7 protein-coding genes are annotated in these 7,276 nt (G+C 35.5%); 1 reads left to right on the forward strand and 6 read right to left on the reverse strand.

Annotated elements, in window-relative coordinates:
• The 5 genes from ABY905_RS11930 to ABY905_RS11950 form a co-directional block, all read right to left on the reverse strand.
• Window positions 1-1,551: cation:proton antiporter (locus ABY905_RS11930; RefSeq protein ID WP_372644157.1), on the reverse strand; the 1,551-nt coding region annotated here is incomplete at its 3' end.
• A 167-nt stretch (window positions 1,552-1,718) separates the two neighbouring features.
• Window positions 1,719-4,169: a prolyl oligopeptidase family serine peptidase gene (locus tag ABY905_RS11935; RefSeq protein ID WP_372644160.1), complete on the reverse strand. Its 2,451-nt coding sequence runs from the start codon at window positions 4,167-4,169 to the stop codon at window positions 1,719-1,721.
• A 262-nt stretch (window positions 4,170-4,431) separates the two neighbouring features.
• Window positions 4,432-4,653 carry a PLD nuclease N-terminal domain-containing protein gene (locus ABY905_RS11940; protein WP_372644163.1) on the reverse strand — a complete coding sequence of 74 codons (222 nt, stop codon included), beginning with the start codon at window positions 4,651-4,653 and terminating at the stop codon, window positions 4,432-4,434.
• A gap of 24 nt (window positions 4,654-4,677) precedes the next feature.
• Window positions 4,678-5,025: a hypothetical protein gene (locus ABY905_RS11945; RefSeq protein ID WP_372644166.1), complete on the reverse strand. Its 348-nt coding sequence runs from the start codon at window positions 5,023-5,025 to the stop codon at window positions 4,678-4,680.
• A 102-nt stretch (window positions 5,026-5,127) separates the two neighbouring features.
• The gene (locus ABY905_RS11950; RefSeq protein WP_372644169.1) at window positions 5,128-5,547 is read right to left on the reverse strand and encodes an NUDIX hydrolase; all 420 of its coding nucleotides are present in this window, start codon (window positions 5,545-5,547) and stop codon (window positions 5,128-5,130) included.
• Window positions 5,548-5,816: 269 nt separating this feature from the next.
• On the opposite strand from ABY905_RS11950, the gene ABY905_RS11955 reads away from it, so the two are divergent.
• Complete coding sequence (locus ABY905_RS11955; RefSeq protein ID WP_372644172.1) at window positions 5,817-6,329, forward strand: hemerythrin domain-containing protein; 513 nt, start codon at window positions 5,817-5,819, stop codon at window positions 6,327-6,329.
• Window positions 6,330-6,412: 83 nt separating this feature from the next.
• Here ABY905_RS11955 and ABY905_RS11960 read toward each other — a convergent pair.
• Window positions 6,413-7,276, reverse strand: an 864-nt coding sequence (locus ABY905_RS11960; protein ID WP_372644175.1) for a CNNM domain-containing protein, incomplete at its 5' end; no start/stop codon positions are given.

Below are 7,276 nucleotides of genomic sequence, written 5' to 3' on the forward strand. Positions count from 1 at the left end.
AGTACCAAATTGTTCATAAGCTAATTCGCAGATTTCTAAACTCTCTTTATCTTGATAAAAAAGAACAAAACTATCAGCCTCATCAGCCCCAATACGTTTCATTTCATCTACGCCTAAGTCTTTTATATGAACAACCTTAACACCCATATATTCATGCGATGCCTTTTCTTTATCGCGTGTTACCATGCTTACCTGAACATCACTGGATTTCAGCTGTCGAGCTAAGGCTAGAGATTCCCCTTCGAGACCAAAAATATAGACCTTTTTATCGCGCTTTTCATGCAAAACATCGTGTTTGCGATGAGATTCTCCAACTTTCAGAATCGCCCATTTAAAGAGAGGCGGACCGACTATTTGATTAATCACAATAACCGTAATCAGCACAGTAGCAAACTCAGCTCCCCATTCAGGGTATTTTTGGCTGACAATAGAAACCAAGCCTAAAGCAACTCCTGCTTGTGTCACATAGGGGGTCCACGAAATTCGGTTATAGGATTTGGGATCTCCTGCCAAACGTCCACCCACATAGGCTCCAATAGCCATACTAATCAATCGAATAAAAAAGAAGATAATCGCAATACTAAAGGCCTTTCCAAAACTATCAAGGGATAGAGAAGCCCCTGTAAGCGTAAAGAACAGAATATAGATCTTTGGAACAACTCGTTCTATTATTTTGTTGAATTCACGACGATAATTTCCATAATTGACCACATAGAAACTTGCAAGAATACAAACCAATAAAGGCTCTATATAAATACGGAAACCAAAAAGAGCTTCGCTATAATGATGCAATTGATGTGCAAGAAAAAAAGACAAGTAGCCTAAAACAATTAAAACAAAAGCTTTAAGACCTGTTGACAGGCTCAAACCCAGAACAAAATTCATCAACTTACCTAAAACCCATCCAAGAAAAAAAGACAAAGCCAGCTCACCAACAAGAATCAGAATTAGAAGAAAATCGATGGAGATTCCCGAAATAAGAGCTTCAGCAATGGCAAAACAAAGTGTAAACAGAATAATGACAAGAACATCTTTTACTACTGTTACACCCATTGCCGTTTTAACAAAAGGTCCTTTTGCTCGCATTTCGTTGATAATTGCAATAGCTGAAACTGGCGAACGAGCTACAAAAATAACGCCTATTAACATAGCAATAGCAATTTTAACCCCATTCGTGAATCCTGACATAAACGGAATATGCTCACTCAAATAATAAATGGCTATGGTACTCAAAACAAAAGTGAAAAAGAGTTGCCCAAAAGTCATCCATTTGATACTCTTCATTCTCCCTTTTAACTCTGCAAGATAGAGCTCGGCTCCTGCCGCAAAAGCGATAAAAGAAAGAGAAATATCATTTATAAAATTAAGTTCGGATAAGGATTCTCCAGGAATAAGTTTTAATACAAAAGGACCTGCAATAATTCCAATAACAAGGAGTCCAGTAATAATTGGCAATTTAACCTTCAGGAAGTAGAGTGACAGCCGACTGGCTGAAACGCTTACAATTAAAAATCCGGCTAAAAAGAGTATAATATTGAGATAGGTTTCCATAGGCTATTGATTCTATTTGTGAATCTGAGACATAAGATAATTATTTTTTTCAAAGGAATGCTGAATAGCATCTTTTTACATAGGTTTCTTTCTTCCTTTACCTCTAAATTATATACAAAAAAAGAGCTCCCTATAAAGGAGCTCTCTCAAATAAATTTCAAATGGAATTACTTTTCTACTTTAAAATTTTCTGTATTCATCTTACGATTTTTCACGTATTTCTCTAACCACTGATCCTGTTCCCATAACATATGCAGAATCGATTCTTTGGCGGCATAACCATGACTTTCTTTAGGCAATACTACCAAACGGACTGTTGCACCTAAGCCTTTTAATGCATTAAAATAACGCTCACTTTGCATGGTGTATGTTCCCGAATTATTATCGGCTTTACCATGAATCAGAAGTAAAGGTGTTTTCATTTTATCGGCATTCATAAATGGCGACATCGTGTTGTAAACCTTAGGCGCTTCCCAATAGTTACGCTCTTCACTCTGAAAGCCAAAAGGTGTTAGTGTTCGATTGTAAGCACCACTACGAGCAATACCTGCAGCAAATAAATTCGAATGTGTTAATAGATTAGCCGTCATAAATGCACCATATGAGTGTCCACCAACAGCAACACGATTTCTATCAATATAACCCAAACTATCAACTGCATCGATGGCAGCTTTAGCATTACCCACCAATTGTTTCATAAAGGTATCGTTAGGTTCAGCATCACCTTCGCCAATAATTGGAAACGAAGCATCATCTAGAACCACATAACCACGGTTAACCCAAAAAATTGGTGAACCATACCAAGGATAAACAAATTCGTTAGGCGAAGTTGTTACCTGTCCTGCACTTGCTTTATCCTTGAATTCTTTGGGATAAGCCCACATCAACATCGGTAACTTCTCCTTCTTATCCATATCGTATCCAGCAGGAAGATATAAGGTTGCTGAAAGTTCAACACCATCTTCACGCTTGTATTTAATCACCTCCTTGTGCACATTCTGAATACTCGTAAAAGGATTCTCAGTAAATGAGATCTGCTGTGGTGCAATTCTTTTCTTGATATTGCGAATGTAATAGTTCGGATAATCGTTTTTGGACTGGACATTGGTTAGGATAATGCCTTTTTTAATGTTAATGACATCGGAAATGCTCTCCAAAGTCGTTTTACCATCAGCTCTCCATAAACGAGTTATTTTCCCTGTTTTAAGATTGATCTCATCAATAAAGGGACGAACACCTTCTTTGGAATAACCTTTACCATTCAAATAAGCTTTATTACCATCTAACTCTAGAGAGTAACGTCCATATTCGTTTTTGCTTGTCACAAAATTTCCTGGATCACTATATTGATCCTGATAGTTTCTCTCATTCAATATACGTGGCGCTTTTTCAGGATGAGATGGATCGAACAAAAGCGTTTGGATTGTTCTGCTATTCCACCAATAATTGTAAGCAACAGCAGTCTGCTTGTTTCCCCATGTGACTCCTGCAAATCGGTATTTTGTTTTTAGTAATGATTGAGCCGCCTTAGAAAAAGGAGCATCCAATGTAAACAGTTCATCACGAAAATCAACTTCTTTTGCAGGATCACCACCATCTAATGCTTCAACCCAGTAAAGGCTCGATGGACGATCAGAACGCCAAGATAGATTTCTCATCCCTTTTCGTTCAGCCATAAAACCCTTAGGTAGATCTTCGATAAGTGGCACTTCAAGAATGGTTTTCACCTTTTCGCCCACTTGAGTATAAATGATAGTCTTAGATGGAAAGCGATACATAGGAACCAGATAAGAAAAAGGTCTTTCGATAGTAGTCAGTAAGATATATTGACCATCAGGCGAAAATGAAAAGCTCTTGTACATAGCTGCCTCCTTCCACAATTCTTTCTCACCTGAAAGATTCACCTTATAGAGTTCTGAACGAACCAATTGTTCAAAATTAAATTCATCTGATTTATCCTTCAACAAATCCTGATAGGTTCTATTCTGGGCTTTCTTACCATCATTAACCGTAACGGTTGGTCCATAAGGAATAGCTGTCGATTTCTCTATTAAAGGTTTCTTATTCTGATATAAAAACCTAACCAGCAAAGATTTACTATCACGATACCATGTGAAAGGACGTCCCATATTGGCATTCAATTTATCTTCAGATAATTTTACAACTTCAGCTTTGGCTATATCTAAAACCCATAACTCAACCCCTTTTAATGTGGTATTGGTAAAAGCCATAAAGTTCTCATCAGGAGACCATGAAAAATTCGCATAGCGACCATCAGCAGGTAATCCTTTAACAGCGATACTATTTTTCTCTCCTACAATTTGGACAGCAATGCCCGTATTGTATCGCACACGACTTCCAATATTCGTTACCGGGTTAATACGCAAGCCACCCAATCGCAACTCTTGTTCCGATAATTCAATAATAGATTTATAACGGTTTCTCTCGAGTAAGACAATCTTGTCACCTTTACTGTTAATGCGAACCGATGGTGCCATTGGTGCATCTGCCAAATCGAAAATAGCTTTGTCTGGCTTTTGATATTTGAGATCCAACTGTGCAAAACTGCTGGAATAACACAATATCATAATACATGCCAAGGAAAAAATGTTTTTCATTTTAATCATATTATAGATTGTTTTAGAAATATTTATTGATCTTCAATTGATATATTCGACCAAAAAAGAAATATTGATTGTGTTTGTTTTTTTTAATAAATACAGAACATAAATCTAAACATAAATTAAATTTATAAATAGTTAAAAACAGTTAAACAATAGATTTACCATATTGCATATCACCTATATTATTAACAAAAACAAATCCCAACCTCTACTTAAGATTGGGATTTACTTTTAATTACTGAGAGTTATTCGCTCTTTAAACCTGACGAATTTTCTGATTACGTCCAATTGAAAAATAAAGCAAAGGTCCCAGAAAAGGTAAAAATATAGTAACAAGGACCCAAATTAACTTGTTAGATCCTGTAAACTCATTTCGCAAAATATCGATGAGTGCAATAATGGGTAGTATTGTAAAAATTGCCAGAGCAAACAGACCAATTAAAATCTGAAATGGCCCAATAAATCCTAAGTAAATCATCTTTTGTTTATAATTAATTAAATATTACTCTTTAAACTCCTTATTTATTTTGATAAGCTCTTTAGTCATCCGTTTAGCAGTTCTAATTATCTTCCTCAACTCACAAGTTTTACCTTTAACAGTAGTGGATGAAAGGTTTAATTTAAATTTATTCTTAGAATCATCATTCTTTAAGCAAAACCTGATCTGTATTGAATCATTTTTTTCATTACCCTTAAAGAATTTTTTTAAACTTTTCCAATCGTAGTTCTTAAGTTCATCCAAACTGTTTGTTTCTACAGAAAAAGAACTGACTGTCGTTTTTTGCTTTTTATCTTGAGCATGAGTATATCCAGCACAAAGTATCAAAATAATCACAAGGAGTTTTTTCATTTTTTAGATTTCCAATATTTAGTATTAAATTATCTTTTTTAACAGGGAACTTACTTATCTGTTTCAGAAGCACAATCTCAAAAAAAAACGATAAGGCTATTCTTATTCTCTTGAATCTAAGGGATTATACTTGTCATTCAAAAGATTTTCGATGGATACGAAAAGGGAATCAGGTAGATTATCCCATGTGAACCATTTCCACTTTTCACATTTATCAGGTTCCGTCAGTTGCAGTTCTCCTGAGTCATAATCAGATAGCATAATGATAGTCACATAATGCTTTTGCTCTTCACGAAATATATCATTGGTTACGGTTCCAAACCGAACATTCTTTATAGATAAACCTGTTTCTTCAAGAGTTTCACGCATTGCACAATCTTCCCAACTTTCCTGATACTCCAAATGCCCACCTGGAAAAGACCAAGTTCCCTCTCCATGAGCATTCTTACGCTTACCCAACAACACTTTCCCCTCTTTTATAACGGCAACTCCAACACCTACTTTAGGTCGCTTATTTTCCATATATTATAATTCAACTTTTAAGAACACTGTCAAATTTATGAAATTAAGTTTACATACAATTATTTCTTCAGTAAAATACAATCCTAATAATGCAAATCATAAAGAATCAAGATAGTGAAAGACACTAGTTAAAAGCAATTCTACATGACGACTCAAAAACAAACCCAAGCATAGGTGATATTGAATAATAATTTTAGCTTTGCAAGTAAACTAGAGTAAAAGACACACAACTCTCCTACACTAAATATTAAAAATCAAAATCGAATAAAATGGAATTTTCATACCAAGCACCTGATAAAAAAGTAGAAACAGTAGAAACTTATAAAAGTTGGGATCTGGAAAAGTTGATGACTTATATCGCAAAGCAATACCACCAGAAGATTGTTGCTGATATCAACGAACTAATGCCTCCTATCGACAAGGTTGTTCGTGTGCACGGGGAATCTCACCCGCACTTGCCTGCAGTGCGCAATCTGTTTTTACAACTGGTTGAAGAGCTAAAGGAGCACATCAAAAAAGAAGAAACTGTATTCGATTTGATTGATGATATTAAGGAGGATGACAATATTCTGGAGTTTGAAATTTCATCATTAGCTGGTAATCATCTTGCTTTTGAGAGTGTTCTTGAAAACATCTCAGAATTAACCCACAAGTATACAGCACCCGAAGGTTCATGCAAAACATACAACTTGGTTTATGATCTATTAAGAGCTTTCAACGAAAAACTGACTCATTATAGAGAGCTTGAGAATGAGGTTCTTTTTGAGAAAATTAAAGAATAAAGTATCCCTATAGAACAGCAAAGCTCCCTATAAATTCAGGGAGCTTTGTTATTACCACTATTTTAAACATCGCCAGGAGGCTTTCAGTCTTTCCCCTTCTTATTCCAGTTCTCAAGTATATTATATTTAGCTTGTCTTTCCTTCCATCTATCTCTGGCATACTTCTGCATATCCGTTATAGTATCCGTTTCATCAATTATTTCAAGTCCAAGTAAGGTCTCAATAATATCTTCCAATGTTACGATACCATCCAAACCGCCATACTCATCAACAATCATGGCAATATGTTCCTTTTTCTCTAAGAGTTTCTCCCACAAAGTAAATAGAACGATCGAATTGGGAACAACGACGATATCTCGTTTAATATCTTTCAATTTTAACTCAAATTGATCTTCTGCAAGCTTTTCAAAAACGGTTTGTCTAAAGACGTAACCCGTTATATTTTCATCATTGCCCAAATAGACCGGTATACGCGAAAATCTCAAATAATCCTTATCTTCCAAAAAATCCTTCAGAAACAAGGTTTCATCAGCAAGAGCTACAACAACTCTCGGGGTCATTATTTCTGTTACTTTCACATTTTTGAGCTTCAATAAATTTTGAATAATTTTATCTTCTTTTATTGTAAAAATGCCTTCATCTGCACCTATACTCGCTAATACAGCTATTTCCTCTCTACTCGTCGTCTGCTCTTGCTTATTACTCGAAATAAGCTTTGTTATGGTTGCTGACATTAGAACTAAAGGATAAGTAATAAAGATCATACCTCTGATAAGAGGTGAGCATATCATTGCCAAATTTCTCCAATACCTGGCTCCAATTGTTTTTGGTATAATTTCGGTGATGACCAAAATTAATAAGGTTAAAACAGCGGAAACAATTCCAAACGAAGCCGCTCCAAAAACTTTTACGGCTTGTACACCAACACCAGCTGCTCCAATGGTATG

The organism is Ancylomarina sp. (assembly GCF_041555295.1).
Lineage (GTDB): Bacteria > Bacteroidota > Bacteroidia > Bacteroidales > Marinifilaceae > Ancylomarina.